13 protein-coding genes are annotated in these 16,761 nt (G+C 46.7%); 11 read left to right on the forward strand and 2 right to left on the reverse strand.

Annotated elements, in window-relative coordinates:
- Positions 1–25 precede the first annotated feature (25 nt).
- The gene (locus DYH48_RS02900) at positions 26–1,324 is read left to right on the forward strand and encodes an O-acetylhomoserine aminocarboxypropyltransferase/cysteine synthase family protein (RefSeq protein WP_115334004.1); all 1,299 of its coding nucleotides are present in this window, start codon (positions 26–28) and stop codon (positions 1,322–1,324) included.
- Between the two features lie 120 nt (positions 1,325–1,444).
- On the opposite strand, the gene DYH48_RS02905 is transcribed toward DYH48_RS02900, so the two are convergent.
- On the reverse strand, positions 1,445–4,642 hold the full coding sequence (locus DYH48_RS02905) for a DUF2339 domain-containing protein (protein WP_115334005.1): 3,198 nt from the start codon (positions 4,640–4,642) through the stop codon (positions 1,445–1,447).
- Between the two features lie 227 nt (positions 4,643–4,869).
- A complete protein-coding gene (locus DYH48_RS02910; RefSeq protein ID WP_115334006.1) occupies positions 4,870–6,006 on the reverse strand; it encodes a methyltransferase in 1,137 nt (378 codons plus the stop codon).
- A gap of 201 nt (positions 6,007–6,207) precedes the next feature.
- Between DYH48_RS02910 and DYH48_RS02915 the strand changes: the two genes are divergently transcribed.
- The 10 genes from DYH48_RS02915 (at position 6,208) to nqrE (ending at position 16,719) form a co-directional block, all read left to right on the forward strand.
- Positions 6,208–6,942 (forward strand): alpha-ketoglutarate-dependent dioxygenase AlkB family protein, encoded by a 735-nt coding sequence (locus DYH48_RS02915; RefSeq protein ID WP_172481142.1) that lies wholly within the window; start codon positions 6,208–6,210, stop codon positions 6,940–6,942.
- A gap of 170 nt (positions 6,943–7,112) precedes the next feature.
- Positions 7,113–7,433 carry a BolA family protein gene (locus DYH48_RS02920; RefSeq protein ID WP_012090038.1) on the forward strand — a complete coding sequence of 107 codons (321 nt, stop codon included), beginning with the start codon at positions 7,113–7,115 and terminating at the stop codon, positions 7,431–7,433.
- Positions 7,434–7,740: 307 nt separating this feature from the next.
- Positions 7,741–8,859: a TRAP transporter substrate-binding protein gene (locus DYH48_RS02925; protein ID WP_115334007.1), complete on the forward strand. Its 1,119-nt coding sequence runs from the start codon at positions 7,741–7,743 to the stop codon at positions 8,857–8,859.
- Positions 8,860–9,027: 168 nt separating this feature from the next.
- Positions 9,028–9,537 (forward strand): S-ribosylhomocysteine lyase, encoded by a 510-nt coding sequence (gene luxS, locus DYH48_RS02930; RefSeq protein ID WP_006080460.1) that lies wholly within the window; start codon positions 9,028–9,030, stop codon positions 9,535–9,537.
- 165 nt (positions 9,538–9,702) lie between these two features.
- Positions 9,703–11,757 (forward strand): TonB-dependent receptor domain-containing protein, encoded by a 2,055-nt coding sequence (locus DYH48_RS02935; RefSeq protein ID WP_115334008.1) that lies wholly within the window; start codon positions 9,703–9,705, stop codon positions 11,755–11,757.
- Positions 11,758–12,158: 401 nt separating this feature from the next.
- On the forward strand, positions 12,159–13,493 hold the full coding sequence (locus DYH48_RS02940; RefSeq protein ID WP_006080462.1) for a Na(+)-translocating NADH-quinone reductase subunit A: 1,335 nt from the start codon (positions 12,159–12,161) through the stop codon (positions 13,491–13,493).
- The gene (locus DYH48_RS02945; protein WP_006080463.1) at positions 13,493–14,692 is read left to right on the forward strand and encodes an NADH:ubiquinone reductase (Na(+)-transporting) subunit B; all 1,200 of its coding nucleotides are present in this window, start codon (positions 13,493–13,495) and stop codon (positions 14,690–14,692) included. The genes DYH48_RS02940 and DYH48_RS02945 overlap by 1 nt, the downstream gene beginning before the upstream one ends.
- Positions 14,685–15,473 (forward strand): Na(+)-translocating NADH-quinone reductase subunit C, encoded by a 789-nt coding sequence (locus DYH48_RS02950; RefSeq protein ID WP_115334009.1) that lies wholly within the window; start codon positions 14,685–14,687, stop codon positions 15,471–15,473. Before DYH48_RS02945 ends, DYH48_RS02950 begins: the two co-directional genes overlap by 8 nt.
- A complete protein-coding gene (locus tag DYH48_RS02955; protein WP_006080467.1) occupies positions 15,473–16,105 on the forward strand; it encodes an NADH:ubiquinone reductase (Na(+)-transporting) subunit D in 633 nt (210 codons plus the stop codon). Before DYH48_RS02950 ends, DYH48_RS02955 begins: the two co-directional genes overlap by 1 nt.
- 5 nt (positions 16,106–16,110) lie before the next feature.
- On the forward strand, positions 16,111–16,719 hold the full coding sequence (nqrE, locus tag DYH48_RS02960) for an NADH:ubiquinone reductase (Na(+)-transporting) subunit E (RefSeq protein ID WP_006080469.1): 609 nt from the start codon (positions 16,111–16,113) through the stop codon (positions 16,717–16,719).
- Positions 16,720–16,761: the final 42 nt, after the last annotated feature.

Below are 16,761 nucleotides of genomic sequence, written 5' to 3' on the forward strand. Positions count from 1 at the left end.
CAGCACTCTGTTGAAGGAAGGCAAAATGAAGCTTGAATCACTGGCATTACACTACGGTTATGAGTCAGAAGCGACCACGAAAGCGGCCGCGGTACCTATCTATCAAACCACCTCTTATACCTTCGATGATACCCAGCATGGTGCTGATTTATTTGACTTGAAAGTCGCAGGTAACATTTATACGCGGATCATGAATCCTACTACTAGCGTGCTAGAGCAACGTCTGGCAGCCATTGAAGGCGGCATAGGTGCGCTGGCCGTGGCATCGGGTATGGCGGCGATTACCTATGCGATTCAAGCCCTGACTCAAGTTGGCGATAATATTGTCAGCACCAGTCAGCTCTATGGCGGCACTTACAATTTGTTTGCCCATACGCTGCCGCGCCAAGGCGTAGAAGTGCGTATGGCGGCCTTCGATGATTTTGAAGGCCTCGATGAGCTGATCGACGACAAAACTAAGGCCTTGTTCTGCGAATCAATTGGTAATCCCGCGGGGAATATTGTTGATTTACAACGTTTAGTCGAGATTGCCCATAAGCATGGCGTACCTTTAATTGTCGATAATACGGTCGCAACCCCAGTGTTATGTCGCCCGTTTGAGCATGGCGCCGATATCGTTATTCATTCTTTAACCAAATATATTGGTGGCCATGGCACGACCATTGGCGGGGTGATTTTCGATTCTGGCAAGTTTGATTGGGTCGCCAATAAGGAAAGATTTGCCTTACTCAACCAAGCCGATCCTTCTTATCATGGCGTGGTTTATACAGAAGCCTTTGGCCCCGCAGCATTTATTGGTCGCTGCCGTGTGGTACCGCTGCGTAATACCGGCGCCGCACTGTCACCGCACAGCGCATTCTTACTGTTGCAAGGCCTTGAAACCTTAAGCCTTAGAATGGAGCGCCATTGCTCGAACGCGCTAGCATTAGCCGAATATTTGGTGTTGCATCCGGCGGTGAGTTGGGTGAATTACGGCGCCTTGCCGAGCAGCCCTTATCAGGATAATTGCCACAAGATCACTGGCGGAAAAGCTTCTGGGATCATCAGCTTTGGGATTAAAGCGGCCACGCCTGAAGAGGGTAAAATTGCCGGCGGACGTTTTATCGATGCGCTGCAGATGATCCTGCGTTTAGTGAACATCGGCGATGCGAAATCTTTGGCCTGTCACCCTGCGAGTACCACGCACAGACAGCTCGATGCCGATGAACTGGCACGGGCGGGCGTGTCAGAAGATCTTATCCGTATCTCGGTTGGGATTGAGCATATTGACGACATCATTAACGATGTGGCGCAGGCGCTAGATAAGGCACTGGTGAGCAAGTAGTTCTTATCGAATAGCCCATGTCGAATAGCTGATACCCCATCGATTTATTAAATCGTTAACAGTAAAAAGCCGCCATCGATTCAATTCGATGGCGGCTTTTTTAGTGCTTTTAAAACGATGTTAATCTTGCTGCAATCGATTTCTCGCCTTCTGGTAGAAGTAAGAAACGGTAAGTAAAATAACCCCGATCAGCATAAAGGCAATGACCTTTTGCACTAGCTCGAAGGACGCCATATCCAGTAATAGCACCTTGAGCGTCGATAGGATAAATAGCCCTGCGGCGAGGCGGATCATATCGGCATTTTGTGGTTTTAAGCTGATAAACATCAACACACTGCCATGGATAACTAATAAAATCGCGCTGAGTGGGGCGGCAATCATGTTATCGAAACTATAACTCCACATGAAGTAACTCAAGGTGAGCAGTAGATGCCAGCCCCACTTAAGTCCTTGTAACGGTAAGATACGTCTATGCAAGCGTATTGCTACGCCGTGCTGCAAGATAAGCCTTGCTAGGAGTGCCAGTGATAAAAACTCGATTAACACAAACGAGGCATTATCACGATTGAGCCCGAGTGTGATTTCAAAATGCAGCATGATGGGCAACAGGGCTAAGCCTAACGTTAGGCCGTAGGCGAGATGATAGCTTTCCTTTATTGCGGCTTGAATTTCGGTTACTAGGTTTAATTTCATGCTACGCGAGTCTTGGCCTTCAGCACTTTTGCTTAAACCTTTTTGGATAAGCAAGGCAAAATAACCACTTAAGGCCAATGCTGTCATGGCTATTCCGACGAGCTCTGAATGATTAAAGCCATAAACGATCACGGCTAATACCAGTGCAAAGTAATAAGGGCTTAGTTGCCATTGAAGTTGCAGTAAGGGGCGCCATGTCTCGGGTAATTGGCGATAACGAAGCAGGGTGAAGCCCATAAAGAGGGCACCAATAACCAGCGCCGCGAGTCCTTGCCAAACGTGAATAAGACATAGCGAGGCGGTCATCAGAACCGCTAGCCAAGTGAGGATTTTGGCTTCTATGTTCAAACTCTTATGTTTAACAAAGTAGGCTAAACCTAGGCTCATAAAGGTGCTCAGCCAGAGGGCAATAGCGGTATATTCCCAATAGTTGCGGATAACTTTAGGCAGCAGAATAAGCGGCAGCAGCAAATAGCAGAAGATTTGCATGCTATAAGCGGCTTTGGCAAATAGGGCATCTTTATAGTGGCGGCGATACCAATAATGGGCCAAGAGTAAGGCGGTAAATAACTCAATTCGTGCCAGTTTGGCCATGAGCGGCTGGGCGCTAAAGCTAAAACTGTCCGCGAGCGTTATGCCTTCAACAACCTTAAAGAGCAGCGGTAATAGCAAGAGCCAAGCGGCAAATTCGCTGACAACGAGTTTGTCCTTTGCGCTTAAGTACAGTAGTAATAGGCTGACTAGCGGCAAGATAGCGAGATAGTAATCGCTGCTCAAAAGGTAAGCCGCGAGGATAATTGTCGCCACATAAAAACCACTTAATAGTTCTTTTAATATTCTGCAAAGCTGATGTTCTAACGCAGAAAGCGGCGCATGGGTGAATGTTAATAGGCGAATGGCAAAGACTAAGGCGGCGCAACTTAAGGCCAGTGCGATCAGCGAAACGCCAAAGGCCGACAAAGCTGAAATTGCCAAGGCATCTAATATGCTGGATTCTAACAGTGCCATGCTATCAAGCACACTAAACGCATTTAACCCTAATCCCATTAGCAGTAATACATAGGCTTCGGCGCGCACTGAAATCAGTTCTTCTTTGGTGCCAATCCATAACAGTAATAAGGCTTCGAGCAGTAAGACTAAGCCGAGGAAATCATGGCTGAGTAAATACAGCGCTGCAAATCCGGCAAAACTTCCTGCAAAGACTAACAATAAGCCGCTGCGGGCTTTTTCTAAGCGGCTTTTTAGCTGCCAATAGAGGGCAGCACAAATCAGCGCGTTGACCGCAAAGATTTCCCCTGCAAACTCAGTAAATTGCGTTAATTCGAATAGCACAAAGGCGAGCAATGCTATTGGCAAAGCGAGCATGCGATGGCTTAGGGTGTTGCTTGGTTGTTTATCTTGATGGGCAAACTGCTGGGTAAATAGTATGCCGGTGATGCCGTAGAGATAAAAGGTCGCATTAATACTGAAAAGCGCCAGCAGACTGCCACCGCCAAAGTCGGTGAGTGGCAGTGGCACAAAATAGCTAAAGGCTTCGATGCAGCCAATGTGCAGCAGCGCGGTGATTTCCAGTAATAACGGCCACTTAAGCTTATAACTTTGGGCAAGGGCGCCAATTCCAATAAGCAGTAAATAAGGCAGATACAGCAACGGCGCATAGCTTTGGGATAACAGCATCATAGGCGCGGTCGAGCCGCCGACTAAGGCGATGACGGCAATGACTTTGGCATCTAAGCGCATCGACAGACCATAACCTGCCAGAGTGATCAATAACAGTAAGATAAAACTCGCGCTATTGGGGATGATTTCAAAATACGGCCCAATAAAGTAAGCGCAGAGAAAGTTTAGGATAAGGCCTAATCCGACTATCCCAGAACCAAAGTCCGCCATGCCCGTGCGTTTTTGGCGAATAAAAATCCCGCCGGCTATGATAGCGTTCGCGCTGGCAAACCCGAGTAGGGCTTTGCCCAGTTCTGAAAACCAATGGTTGATGGAATATTGCAGTAAGTAACCAAAGCCTAAGGTCAGGGTGATGATCCCCGCGACTGTCATCAAAAAGACCGGGCCTAATTCCTTGGCTTGATAATGATGGTAGAAAGATTTGATTTGTTCGGTAATTGCGCCAAAGGGCGCCATGATGGCCGCTAATACTTGGGATAACAGATCATCAAATTGACTCGCCACTTGCACGCTTGCCTGTAATTTGACTTCATCACTCAGTTGTTGGCCCTGCGCCTGGTATTCGGTTTTAGCGACTTGTTCTGCGGAGGTATTTTTGGTGTTTCTTTGCCAAGGGTCTCCTTGCACAGCGTTTTGCTGCCATGGGTTGGGTTCTACAGGAACTGGCGCTACGGGAGTGGACTCAAGGATTGGTGTGTGTATCGCATAGGTTAATGTGGGCGCGTTATCGGTGGCGGGAACCACTGCCGCAATCGATGCAGCACCCGCTGTCATACTGACAGTGGTATCAGCGGCGTCTTCCGTCGCAATTTGCTGACTTAAGGTATCGAGCTTAGTTGAAAATTCTGCCAATTGACGGCTGAGCGAAGATTGCTGCGATAAATGCAGCGACTGTAATTGTGCCAGCTCAGCTTTTAGTTGGGCGACGTCATCCTTTAACGGCATATCTCAATCCTAGTTAAGTGCCTAATAGCTTAAAAACATTCAGCGCTTAAGAATTTAAGGACTTAAGCACCTTTGCAATTGGATTGTACTTGCGACAGGGGATTTCGGCTAGCCATAGCGAATGTGGAAAAATGCTGATAGTGGTGTAGAACAATATTTTAGCGGGTTTAGTTCAACAAAGAGCCAGACATTGCTGGCTCTGATTAAAGTACTAAATAGTGGCAGGGTTATTTCTTTTGCGCCTGCAGGATCACAAATTTACCGTTGGAGGCGACTGTGGTGCAGTTTTTAAATAAGCGCTGCAATTTCACATGGTAAGCCAGATGGCGGTTGCCGACGATATGTAAAATCCCCCCGTCTTTTAAGCGGCGGCGAGCGTCTAAAAACATCTGCCACGCGATATGATCGGTAATGGCTTCACCTTGATGGAAGGGCGGGTTACACAGTACCAGATCCGGTTGCACTTCTTCTGGCAGATGCGTCATGCAGTCGTCCCAATAGAAGTGGCCTTTATCTGTCGGTAATTGATTACGAGCCCAGTTTGCCTTGGCTGATGCGACCGCCATTTCGGAATCGTCGATAAAGTGGATATCAGCTTCAGGGAATAACTGTGCGGTTCGCAGTCCCAGCACGCCATTGCCACAGCCGAGATCGACAATCGACTTGAAATCCCCTTTCGGCAGATTTTCGAGCATGATGCGTGCGCCAATATCGAGCTTGTTGGCGGCGAACACATTACTTAAGTTGCTGATCTCAAGTTGATATTCAGGTACGGCCCAAGTCACTTCTTTCGCTAATGGTCTTGGTTTGCCATCACTGACACAGGTAATTACTCGGGTGTTTTTCCACGCTAAACTAGCGCTTGCTGGGCCTAAATGCTTAGCAAAGACATCGAGCAAGGCGCCATTAATCGATTTGGCTTTGGCTGCCACTAATATGCGAGTGCCAGCAGGTAACACTTGCGATAAGCGTGTTAGCTGGTGGGCAAAGTAGCTTAAGTTTTTAGGCAACTTCATCAATACTAAGGCTAAGTTTTCTGGCAAGGTATCGCGACTGGTAAACCATTGCAGGTTACCCAGCGGCAACTGATTGCGGCCATGGTTTTGCTCTGTGCCTAAAAAGCTGGTTCTGGCATCGGTTTCAACACACAGTGGCCAACTTGGATTCAGTTTTGATACACCACAGCTTAAGGCGCCGAAACTGTCGTTGATAATGGCGGTTGGCACGGCGGCTTGCTCTGACTCAATAAGGCTTTTGAGTAAGTGTTCATCGGCGGCATCCCAAGCTTGAAGATTAGATTCCTGCTGAGCTGGATACCGTAAAAGTTCGAGTTCAACACCCGCTACTGAAAATTGTGTTGTCATGTGCCACACTGCGCCAATAAAGTAAGGTGCAGATTATCGCAGATTTCATGGCGCAGTGCGACGGCTCTGCATTAAGGGTTAATGTCTAGCCCTAATATATAGCCCTAATATATAGGCCTAATGTATCGTCCTAAATGCAGTCCTGCTGTGGACGAAGCGGTAATTAAACGGCCGGATAGGAGAGGGTGCTGAACAAGCAAGATGATGACCAAAGATAATAATCAGCGTGACCAGAGTGACAATCAAGGTGGCGGCCAAAGGGTTGACTTGTTTTCTGAACTTGAGCTTGAGTTTGATGCAGCGTCGGATCCTGATTTGCAGTTAAGTTTGAGCATGGCCGAACAAGGTTCGAAAAAAGCTGAGCAACCCACACCGCCCATCACCTTAGTGCGGGGTTATCTTAATGCTGAGCAGCAAGCGGCGCTGATGAAAGAAGCACAGACTTATTCCTTAAGTCGCCCCGAAATCCAAGTCTTCGGTCAGTTTCACGCGATTCCCCGCCAGCAAGTGTGGTTTGGCGACTCGGGCTGCGACTATTTATATTCAGGACTGTTTATCCGCGCCTTACCTTGGCCTAAATATGCCCATAAGTTGAGGGAAAAGTTAACGCGGGATTATGGATTGACCAGCAATGGGGTATTAGTCAATCGCTACGCAGATGGTAAAGATTGCATGGGAGCCCACAGCGATGATGAACCAGAAATTGCCCATGGTAGCCATATTGCGTCTATTACCTTAGGCGCCACGCGGGATTTTGTGTTTAAGCATAAACACAGCCAAACCAAGTACAACATCAGTTTGCACAGCGGCGATCTGCTGATCATGCATTGGCCCATGCAAAACGACTGGTTACACAGCTTACCTAAACGCTTGAAAGTAAAAGAGCCCCGCTGGAACTACACCTTTAGACAACTCATCGTTAATTTCCATGGCTAAATGCCCGTTGTTAAATGCCTACTGTTAACTGTTTGTGGCTGCGGACTGCCTGCCAAATAAGGTGAGATATAATGTGGTCGTAGATCAGCAAACTGAATAAGTGAATTTGATCTTTTCCACCTGAAGCAGTACTCTGCGGCCACTGGATTTCCCCATTCTGAGACTCGAATATGTCCAATACTCATGCGCAGGGCACAGTGGCTAACACTATCACGCAGAAGTTAACCGAAGGCTTCTCGCCGACGCACTTAGAAGTGATTAACGAAAGTAATCGTCACCATGTGCCACCGAATTCAGAAACCCATTTCAAAGTTGTGCTCGTGAGCGAGCAGTTTGATGGTTTACGCCTCTTGGCCCGTCATCGATTGGTTAACACTCACTTAGCCTATGAGCTAGCTAATGGCGTACATGCACTGTCAATTCACACTTTCACTCAAAGTGAATGGGATGCGAATGCACAAGTGCCTAATACGCCAAATTGTCGCGGTTAATTAAAAATTATTGCAGTTAATCAATAGACTAATTAATCAGCTCTACAAAGTTAATTAGCTTAGAACCCAAGGCCACTCCTCATCGAGTGGCTTTTTGTTTTAGGTCAAACTAAGGCTATTTTCTGGTTTCCTTGCCCGAGTTTCTGGTTTCCTTGCCCGAGTTTCTGGTTTCCCTATAGGCGTTTCTGTGTTAACAATATGTTCTATTTTAAGGGTTTGGGTGATGCGATTGCGGAGCTCTGTCCTGAGAGCATGTTCACGTCTGTTAGAACCATGGGCTCGTTTGATGTCAGGGAGAGTATTAAAAATGCGTAAGTTTGGGAGTGTACTCGTCTTAATGCTGCTGATGGGGCTGAGCGGTTGTAATCCAGCAGCTAGTGACGCGCAAAGCGTAGCCGTTTCCCATGCCGCAACGGATGACCCCCAAGCTATTCCCGCTATTGAATGGCGCCTTGCGACCTCTTGGCCCAAAAACTTCCCCGGTTTAGGTATGGCTCCAGAACGCTTTGCCCATTTAGTCAATGACATGTCTAACGGTCGGTTAAAGATCCAGGTTTATGGCGCGGGTGAGTTAATGCCAGCGTTTGCCGTATTTGATGGTGTGAGTCAGGGTAAAATTCAAATGGCCCATGCCGCTTCTTATTATTGGAAAGGCAAGGCACCCGCGGCGCAGTTTTTTTCATCGATTCCCTTTGGTATGACGGCGCAGGAAATGAACGGCTGGCTTCACTACGGCGGTGGCATGGCGTTGTGGGATGAAGTGTATCGCCCCTTTGGCATCATTCCCCTCGCGGGTGGCAATACGGGCATGCAAATGGGCGGCTGGTTCAATAAACCGATTAATACGATTGCTGATTTTAAGGGATTGAAGATCCGCATGCCGGGCTTGGGCGGCGAAGTATTAAAGCGTGTCGGTGCTATTCCTGTGAATATGGCGGGGCGTGAACTCTATGGTGCATTGCAAACAGGCTCGATTGATGCGGCTGAGTGGGTAGGGCCATTGAACGACCTTGCCTTTGGTCTACATAAAGTGGCGAAGTACTACTATTACCCTGGTTGGCATGAGCCGGGTTCTAATATGGAATTCTTGATTAATAAAGCCGCCTTCGAGAGTTTACCTCAAGATTTACAAGCCATAGTTAAAGTCGCGGCGAGAGCCATTAATCAAGATATGCTCGATGAATACACGACCCAAAACGTGGCCGCCCTTGAAACCTTAGTGAATGATGAAGGGGTGGTGCTTAAGGCGTTTCCACCGAAAGTGTTGTTGGAACTTGAGAAAATCTCGAAACAAGTGATTGAAGAGCAAGCTAATCAAGATCCCTTAATGCGCAAAGTGTACGCCGCCTATCACGCCTACGAGCAAGGTGTGCGCCAGTATCATAAAATATCTGAGGATGCTTACAGCCAACAGCGTCAACACTAAATGCGTGCTGTTTTTAGCACTCACTGTCACATTAACAGCTGATTTATATGAGATGATTTCATCTTAAATTATCTTGTTATCGGCGTAATTCATTTGGTGTTATGCTTGCAAGCCATAAATAGACAGTTACAGTGGCGTTGATGTCGCCCTGAGAATTTGGAGATCCCTATGCCATTACTTGATAGCTTTACCGTCGATCATACTCGAATGAATGCCCCAGCAGTTCGTGTTGCTAAGCACATGAGCACGCCAAAGGGCGATGCGATTACGGTATTTGATCTACGTTTTTGCGCACCGAATAAAGATATTCTCAGTGAGCGTGGTATTCACACTCTGGAACATTTATTCGCTGGCTTTATGCGTGACCATTTAAATGGTAGCAATGTTGAGATCATCGATATTTCTCCAATGGGATGCCGTACCGGCTTTTATATGAGTCTGATTGGTGAGCCGACTGAGCGCCAAGTGGCCGATGCGTGGTTAGCTGCGATGGAAGATGTGCTTAAAGTGGTTGAGCAGTCTGAAATCCCTGAGCTGAACGAATACCAATGTGGTACGTATGAGATGCATTCATTAGAGCAGGCACAAGATATCGCCCGTAATATTATTGCGGCTGGCGTAAGTGTGAATCGCAATGATGATTTGAAATTAAGCGACGAAATTCTAGGTAATCTGTAACGGTTTGCACTCTTACTTGTGTAAGAGTGCCTAGCCATTAAATTCAGTTTCCTGAAGTTAATGAGAGAAAGCGACGAGAGTCGCTTTTTTTTTCAAACAAATTCAGCTATTTTACAAGTTAATAACAAAAACACCGTACGCTAACAAAATTTTTGGGAGCTTGGTATGCCTAGTCGTTACTTCACAGTATCACTCTGTGCAATTTCTGTATCACTTGCCTGTTCTAACACAACGTTCGCCGATGATTTCCACAGTCAAATGCTTGAACTGAACCAGCTCAATGACACATTTCACTCTACTGCTGACAGCTTAGCGTTAGGCCAGTTAACGGCTTTGACGGTTTTACCTGCGGATCTTAACGGAAATCCAGCAAGCATTAGTATGCGCAGCGCGAGTCAAGGCGTGGCCGTATTGCAAGATAGAGTGTATTTCTCACCTGCGCCTTATTCTGCACCGCAATTACAACTATTACCCAATCTACTGCAACAACAGAGTGTTACTGTCACGCCAATGGCGAATATGGCGGTTGGTGGGCAAGGGGCGTTTGGGGTGGTGAGTTATCAAACCTTACCTGTAGCCGAGCAAGCGGAAAACAGTAAGGTAACGCTCGAAGGCAATACGGATGCTGACTACAGTGTCGATGTGAATTGGGGCGTGAAGCAAAAAGAATACGGCATGATACTCGCGGTTAACTACAGTGATGGTAGCGGCGCCGATCACTTACTCAATGGTCAAGATACTGACCGCCAAACCACTGATATCTTATTTAAAATCAATGCTGCGAGTTTATTAGGTGCCAGAAGTCCACAGGTGACTGAGTTTACCTATCAGTTCCTCGATGATGATAGCTATCGCTCCCAACTCGGCTTAACACCAGCAGATTGGCAACAAGACCCTATGAGTTTGTATTCGGCCACTGCGGCAGATAAGCATCAAGGGCGACACCATAAGTATCAATTGTCACACCAAGTTGCGTTAAGTGGTGGGCATAAGGTCATCACGGACTTTTATTATCAATCCTATTCGCAGCAATTAAATCAACTTAATCAGTTTGATGGGCAAATGCTCGATACCCAGAGTTTAGCTGCGCTGGCCGCATTTGAACGGCAGCCGACAGTCGATGGCGTCGCGGTCGCCTCGTTACAACAAGACAATGATTTTAGCTCCTTTGGGGTACAAACTGAGTCAGTGAATCAGTATGGCGCTCATCAAATTAGCTATAGCGCCCGTTACCATACGGATAAAGCCGAGATGCACCTTGGCGATCAGCAGAGTCTATGGCAGCAGGACTTGAGTTTAGTGAGTGAAGCACCCAATGCGCTGTTGGCTTATACCGATGATGCGACGGCATTCACTTCGGCCATCGACTCCTTGTTTAATTGGGACGGATTGCAGCTAAAGCTCGCGCTTGCCTATGAAAAAGTGGACGTCAATCGCAAGGTCAATTTAGCCTATGCCGGACTCGAAGCGGCGGATTTTTCTGACAGCGATTGGATGCCACAGCTTGGCGTTTTATATCATGCTGGAGATTGGCGCTTTAGTACGGATATTCGACGTTCATGGACCGCCGCGAGTGCGGGGAATCTTGAGCAAGAGGCGCAAGTGTCGCTGCAATATCAAGTCAGCGCCCAATATGCCAGCGAGCGTTTTAGTGCTGATATCAAAACCTACGTCCAAGATTTTGATAATCTGCATGTCAATTGCGATGCGTATACCCAATGTGCCGACAGTCGTTTGTGGGTTCAAGGCAATGTTGTGGATGTGCTGACCAAAGGGGTTGAGCTGAATCTTGGCTATCAATGGGAACTGGGCAGTGTGCAGTTGCCTTTAGCCTTGAATTATCAGTATTCGAATGCCGAGTATCAAACCAATAGCTGCAACGAAATCCAAGGCTGCGTCGTGGCTGGCGATAGGGTGGCCTGGTTACCCGAGCAGCAACTGCAGTTGAGTGCTGGGATGAAATATGACGAATATGAACTGCATGCGAATGTCTTTTATCAATCGGAGCGCGAAATGGGCCAATTCGGCGCCGAATTACAGTCTGTCGCCGCACAATGGCGGGTAGATTTAGCGGCTAATTATCATTTTAACCGTCACCATGAGATTTATTTTCGGATAGAAAACCTCTTAGATGAGACATTAGTCACAACAGCATCAAATAGTGGAATTCGATCGGAAAATGGACGTATTAGCTATTTAGGTTATCAATGGCGCTTTTAAGTTGAATTTTATTTCGTTTGAATTTAAATCAATTGAAACAAATAAGATCGATTTAATACGCGTTTAGTGGATGTTTCGACTTTTTGCTAAATTAAATCTTTAATTATTAATGCTATAGTACCCAGTGGCCGTAATATTCTCTCTTTCTGATCAGTCACTAGGTCGGAAGGTGAACGCCGTAGCGCATGATTCTTTTCAATCCGTATTTTAGGTTTGAAATCACCTATAATTTTCGTGGCGATGCCAAGTCAATTGGGGTAAAATGCGCGCGACCAGCGTGATTGCGATCGCATTTCTGTGATAAATCTGCGCTAGCTCAATGCAGTAGGTTTTGTTTAAAACCTAAGTATTTAGCAGGAACGCGGCGCATTGTCTTTCCTTCAAACGTAGTGCTTGTGGATATGATTACAATTAAGAAAGGATTGGAACTGCCTATAGCAGGCGGACCAGAGCAAGTTATCCATAATGGCCCAGCCATTAAACATGTAGCTACTTTGGGTGAAGAGTATATTGGCTTACGTCCAACGATGAAAATCAAAGTGGGCGATAAAGTACAAAAAGGCCAGGTTCTTTTTGAAGATAAGAAGAATTTAGGCGTTAAATATACGGCTTTAGCCAGTGGTACTATATTAGACATTAACCGGGGCGCCCAGCGTGTTCTGCAGTCTGTTGTCATTGAAGTGGAAGGAAACGAAAGCGTTGCCTTTGCTAAATATGATGCCACTGCACTCGATACGCTCGACTCGCAGTTAGTCCGTGACAATCTGATCGAATCAGGTTTATGGACTGCTTTGCGTACTCGTCCTTTTAGCAAAGTTCCTGCTGTAGACTCTTCTGCTGCTGGTATTTTTGTAACCGCAATAGATACTCAACCTCTTGCCGCTGATCCCGTTGTGGTGATCCGTGAGCATAAAGAAGATTTTGCTAATGGTCTTAAGGTCTTAGCAAGACTTACTGACGGTAAAGTTTACCTTTGTAAAGCGCCTGGCGCTGATATTCCTGCCGCAAACGCCCAAGTTGAAGAATTTGCCGGTGTGCACCCTGCAGGATTAGTCGGTACTCATATTCACTTCTTATTGTCTGCCTCTGCAAAACGTACCGTTTGGCATATTGGTTACCAAGATGTAATAGCAATTGGTCAGCTATTCACGACGGGTGAACTCAATACCGAACGTGTTATTGCGATCGCAGGCCCTAAAGCGGCTAAGCCAAGACTCGTACGCACTGTTGTGGGCGCGAGCATGACTGAATTAACCGCAGGTGAAGCCTTAGATGGCAATGTTCGTCTGATTTCAGGCTCTGTTCTGAATGGTCGTACAGCCGTTGGCCCACAAGGGTATTTAGGTCGTTACCATGTTCAAGTAAGTCTGTTAGAAGAAGGTACAGAGAAAGAATTTTTAGGCTGGGTATTACCAGGCTCAGACAAATATTCTATCACTCGTGCATTCTTAGGACATCTTGCTCCTTCTCGTCTGTTCAGTATGACGACCAGTACAGGTGGTTCAGACCGCGCTATGGTGCCAATTGGTAACTATGAGCGTGTAATGCCATTGGACATTCTTCCTACTATGTTGTTGCGTGACTTGATTTCAGGTGACTTTGACGGTGCTGCTACGTTAGGCGCGTTAGAGTTAGATGAAGAAGATCTCGCACTGTGTACGTTCGTATGTCCAGGCAAGTATGACTACGGTTCATATCTGCGTGACTGTTTAGATACGATCGAGAGGGAAGGCTAATGAGCTTGAAAGATTTTTTCGAACGTATTGAACCCGACTTTGAAAAAGGCGGTAAATACGAAAAGTTTTATGCCCTATTCGAAGCGGCATACACAATTTTTTATACCCCAGGTAAAGTGAACAAGGGCAAAACCCACGTTCGCGATAACCTCGACCTAAAACGTATGATGATTACGGTTTGGGCTTGTGCTTTCCCAGCGATGTTCGTGGGTATGTACAACGTAGGTTTACAAGCTCAATTAGCTTTAGTGGCTGGTTTTGCTACCCCTGACGTATGGCAAGTGAGCTTGTTCAGCATGTTCGGTACCGAACTGACGGCAAACTCTGGCTGGCCTGCGCTAATGTGGTATGGCGCCTGTTTCTTCCTACCTATCTACGCGGTGACCTTCGCCGTCGGTGGTATCTGGGAAGTGCTGTTTGCCTCTATCCGTGGTCATGAAGTCAACGAAGGTTTCTTCGTTACCTCTATCCTGTTCGCTTTAACGCTGCCAGCAACTATCCCATTATGGATGGTGGCGCTGGGTATCACCTTCGGTGTGGTCGTGGCGAAAGAAGTGTTCGGTGGTACAGGGCGTAACTTCTTAAACCCAGCACTAGCGGGTCGTGCCTTCCTGTTCTTCGCTTATCCGTTGAACATGTCGGGTGATACCTCATGGGTTGTGGCTGACGGCTACTCAGGTGCGACTGCACTGAGCCAAGCAGCAGCGGGCACATTAGATTATGCAATTAACCAAAACTGGTGGGATTCGTTCTTCGGTTTCATTCCAGGTTCAGTGGGTGAAGTGTCTACATTAGCGATTCTGTTAGGTGGTTTGGTCATCATCTACACGCGTATCGCTTCATGGCGCATCGTTGGCGGTGTAATGGTCGGTATGATTGCCATTTCTACTCTGCTGAACGTTGTCGGTAGCGACACTAACCCAATGTTTGCAATGCCTTGGTACTGGCACTTAGTGTTAGGTGGTTTTGCGTTTGGCATGATGTTTATGGCGACAGACCCTGTGTCAGCGTCATTCACTAACCAAGCTAAATGGGCATACGGTATCTTGATCGGTGCAATGGCTGTGTTTATCCGCGTGATTAACCCTGCATTCCCTGAAGGCATGATGTTGGCAATTTTGTTTGCTAACTTGTTCGCGCCATTGTTCGACCACTTCGTGGTTCAGGCAAATATCAAGCGGAGGATTGCCCGTGGCTAGTAATAAAGATTCGTTCGGCAGAACCTTATTTATCGTCGTTGGCCTATGTCTAATTTGTGCGATATTTGTGTCTACTGCAGCAGTGTTACTGAGACCGACTCAAGCAGAAAATAAACTGCTCGATAAGCAAAAGTACATTCTGGAAGCCGCTGGTCTTATCGATACTAAAGCTGGCAAGGTCACCAAAGCGCAAATTCTGGATACATACGACAAACACATCGAAGCTAAACTGGTCGATTTGAAAACGGGTGCTTGGGTTGATGGTGTTGATGCTGACACTTATGATCAACGTAAAGCGTCTCGTGATGTGAAAACCTCATTTGTACCTGAGAACGACATTGCTTCTGTGAAACGCGTAGCGGATAACGCTGTGGTTTACCTCGTTCGTGATGAACAAGGTAAATTGACCAGTGTGATTCTGCCAATCCATGGTTATGGCCTTTGGTCTACTATGTATGCCTTCCTTGCTATGGATGCTGACCTAAACACAGTGCAAAGCTTAGTCTACTACGAGCAAGGCGAAACGCCGGGCTTAGGTGGCGAAGTGCAAAATGCTCAGTGGAAAGCGAAATGGCATGGCAAAAAGTTATTTGATGAGCAAGGTAAACTCGCTATCAGCGTAACGAAAAACCCAGCTGTTGCTAGCACTGAATACGGTGTAGACGCATTATCTGGCGCAACCTTAACGAGTAACGGTGTGCAACATTCACTGACATTCTGGTTAGGGAAAGAAGGTTTTGCGAGTTTCATTGAAAAAGCACGCAATGGAGGTCTCAACTAATGTCTGACGCTAAAGAACTGAAACAGGTTCTGACCGGACCTATAGTCAACAACAACCCGATTGCTTTACAAGTACTTGGTGTATGTAGTGCATTAGCGGTAACGAGCAAGCTCGAAACTGCACTGGTAATGGCGTTGGCGTTAACTGCGGTAACTGCGTTTTCGAACCTGTTTATCTCAATGATCCGTAATCATATTCCAAGCAGTGTGCGTATTATCGTACAGATGACCATTATTGCCTCTTTGGTAATCGTGGTTGACCAATTGCTGCAGGCTTATGCTTATCAGATCTCTAAGCAGCTGTCGGTATTCGTCGGTCTGATTATTACGAACTGTATCGTAATGGGTCGTGCCGAAGCTTACGCGATGAAAACACCGCCAATGATGAGCTTTATGGATGGTATCGGTAACGGTTTAGGTTACGGTGCAATTCTATTAGCTGTTGGTTTCGTACGTGAACTGTTTGGTAACGGTTCTCTGTTCGGTGTTGAAATCCTGCACAAGATCTCTGATGGCGGCTGGTACCAACCAAACGGTCTGCTACTACTGCCTCCGAGTGCGTTCTTCCTGATCGGTGTTTTGATTTGGATTATTCGTACCTATAAGCCAGAGCAAGTTGAAGCAAAAGGGTAAGTGCGATGGAACATTATATTAGCCTGTTAATTCGCTCTGTTTTCATTGAAAACATGGCACTGGCCTTCTTCCTAGGTATGTGTACTTTCTTGGCTGTGTCTAAGAAAGTCACCACAGCCATGGGCCTAGGGATTGCGGTAGTTGTAGTGTTAACTATCTCTGTCCCAGCAAACCAAGTTATCTATCAAGGGCTGCTAGCTCCTGGTGCACTTGCTTGGGCTGGCGCACCTGAAGCTGACTTAAGCTTCTTGAAATTCATTACCTTCATCGGTGTGATTGCGGCTTTGGTTCAAATTCTGGAAATGGCACTGGACAAGTACTTTCCACCTTTGTACAACGCATTAGGTATTTTCTTACCTTTGATCACAGTGAACTGCGCGATTTTCGGTGCGGTATCATTCATGGTTGAGCGTGACTACAAGTTAGGCGAAAGTGTGGTGTTTGGTTTCGGCTCAGGAGTGGGTTGGGCATTAGCTATCGTATTGATGGCCGGTATCCGTGAGAAGCTGAAGTATGCCGACGTGCCTAACGGCCTACGTGGTTTAGGTATTACCTTTATCACCGCTGGTTTGATGGCCTTAGGTTTCATGTCGTTTTCTGGTGTGTCTCTGTAAGAGACACATAACGGCTTCTTGAATTGGACCTTCTAAGGATAA

This window comes from Shewanella baltica (assembly GCF_900456975.1).
Taxonomy (GTDB): domain Bacteria; phylum Pseudomonadota; class Gammaproteobacteria; order Enterobacterales; family Shewanellaceae; genus Shewanella; species Shewanella baltica.